This window comes from Gemmiger formicilis, from assembly GCF_016901605.1.
In the GTDB taxonomy this organism is placed as follows: domain Bacteria; phylum Bacillota; class Clostridia; order Oscillospirales; family Ruminococcaceae; genus Gemmiger; species Gemmiger formicilis_B.
Window position 1 is genome coordinate 1 of the sequence record NZ_JACJKP010000555.1, and the last position, 321, is coordinate 321.

At 55.1% G+C, this 321-nt stretch carries 1 protein-coding gene; it reads left to right on the top strand.

What is annotated here, in order from left to right; all coding sequences use genetic code 11:
* Positions 1–191 (top strand): hypothetical protein (locus H6B10_RS15905; RefSeq protein ID WP_204652412.1); only part of this gene is annotated, 191 nt, incomplete at its 5' end.
* Positions 192–321: the final 130 nt, after the last annotated feature.

Sequence of the window (321 nt, forward strand, 5' to 3'; positions counted from 1 at the left end):
CTTATACCCCCAAACTGCTGGCCGCTGCTTTCATGAGCAGCTTTGAGAAAAATCCCGCCGATCGTTTTCCCGCTTTACTGGCTGGAAAAGACAGCGGCCTGATGGCGGAACGGGCCATGGCAGCCGCCGTTCCCGAAGAATTTGTGACAGCCCTGGTCAGTTCTACTTTGACCGAAATGTCACTGCTGTAACATTTAAAGGAGGCCTGTAATGTATACGTTTACCGGTGTATCTGCATCCGCAGGGATCGCGATCGGCCCGGTAGAGCAGATCGACCACGGTACGGCCGGTCTGCACCGTATTGTATGCGACCCGTTCCGC